This is a genomic window from Allomuricauda sp. XS_ASV26 (assembly GCF_041224615.1).
Taxonomy (GTDB): Bacteria; Bacteroidota; Bacteroidia; order Flavobacteriales; family Flavobacteriaceae; genus Flagellimonas; species Flagellimonas alginolytica.
In genome coordinates this window covers 1-1,712 of sequence record NZ_JBGFGK010000013.1, presented here as the reverse complement: position 1 = coordinate 1,712, position 1,712 = coordinate 1, and the positions used below count along the sequence as shown (strand labels likewise).

At 52.0% G+C, this 1,712-nt stretch carries 1 protein-coding gene; it reads right to left on the bottom strand.

Features of this window, described 5'->3' with window-relative positions:
- Positions 1-1,712: beta strand repeat-containing protein (locus AB9K32_RS00070; RefSeq protein WP_369884003.1), on the bottom strand; the 1,712-nt coding region annotated here is incomplete at both ends.

The window sequence follows — 1,712 nt, the reverse complement described above, 5'->3', positions numbered from 1 at the left end:
CCAAGGCCCGTCAGCACTAGACCGTTCGCATCGTTCCCGTCAGTCAGCACTTCCTCGATGTTCTGGATCTCGTTCGTATCCGATAGATCTCCGTCGGCCGAAATATGGTTGGCCAGGTTCGTGGCATTGGTGGCTATATCGGTAGCGTTCGTTGCTATCGCACTCGCATTGTTCGAAATGTTCGTTGTGTTGTTGGCAATGTCCGAAGCGTTCGTTGTGATGTTCGCAGCATTGTTACCAATCGCCGTGGTATTGTTGGCGATGTCCGCGGCATTGGCCGCTACTCCGGCACTATCGTCCAAAGAGGATAGGTCCGCAGAAAAACTTGTACCGCCCTCGCTTACCGTTACCTCGTTGGTCCCGCCATCGAAGCTCACTCCCGTAATATCGTCGTCGGCCACACTGTCCACATAGGCCTTTGTAGCGGCATCGCTCGCAGCGGTCGGGGCTCCAAGGCCCGTCAGCACTAGACCGTTCGCATCGTTTCCGTCAGTCAGCACTTCCTCGATGTTCTGGATCTCGTTCGTATCCGATAGATCTCCGTCGGCCGAAATATGGTTGGCCAGGTTCGTGGCATTGGTGGCAATGTCCGAAGCGTTCGTTGCTATCGCACTCGTATTGTTCGAAATGTTTGTAGTGTTGTTGGCAATGTCTGCGGAATTGTTCCCGATCGCCGTAGTGTTGTTGGCGATGTCCGCGGCATTGGCCGCTACTCCGGCGCTATCGTCCAAACCTGAAATGTCAACAACCGGATTATTGCCCAATTCATTGGAGTATGTCAATTCTCCAGTTGCATCATTATAGGACAAGGAGGTATTGGTCTCTGCAATGGATACCGAGGCAACATTCAAATATAGCGCCCCATCTGAACCAAAGGTTATATTGTTGTTCAGGTCCGAACTGATCAAATCGATAGATTCAGTCCCGCCCCCATCGGTAATTCCGATAACTCCGTCCGTTATGGAACTTCCCGTGTTATACTCGTTACCAATGTTCGTATCGGCATCGGCCGCTATATGATTCGCAATATCCGTGGCATTGTTACCTATCGCCGTAGTGTTGTTGGCAATGTCCGAAGTGTTCGTCGCTATCGCACTCGCATTGTTCGAAATGTTCGTAGTGTTGGTTGAGATGTTCGAAGCATTGTTACCGATCGCCGTAGTGTTGTTGGCAATGTCCGCGGCATTGGCCGCTACTCCGGCGCTATCGTCCAAAGAGGACAGGTCCGCAGAAAAACTTGTACCGCCCTCGCTTACCGTTACCTCGTTGGTCCCGCCATCGAAGCTCACCCCAGTAATATCGTCGTCGGCCACGCTGTCCACATAGGCTTTTGTGGCGGCATCGCTCGCAGCGGTCGGGGCTCCAAGGCCCGTCAGCACTAGACCGTTCGCATCGTTCCCGTCAGTCAGCACTTCCTCGATGTTCTGGATCTCGTTCGTATCCGATAGATCTCCGTCGGCCGAAATATGGTTGGCAAGGTTCGTGGCATTGGTGGCTATATCGGTAGTGTTCGTTGCTATCGCACTCGCATTGTTCGAAATGTTCGTTGTGTTGTTGGCAATGTCCGAAGCGTTCGTTGTGATGTTAGTAGCATTGTTACCAATAGCCGTAGTATTGTTGGAGATATTGGTAGCGTTGTTCGAAATATCCGTGGCATTGTTACCGATCGCAGTAGTGTTGTTGGCAATGTCCGCAGCATTGGCTGCTACTCC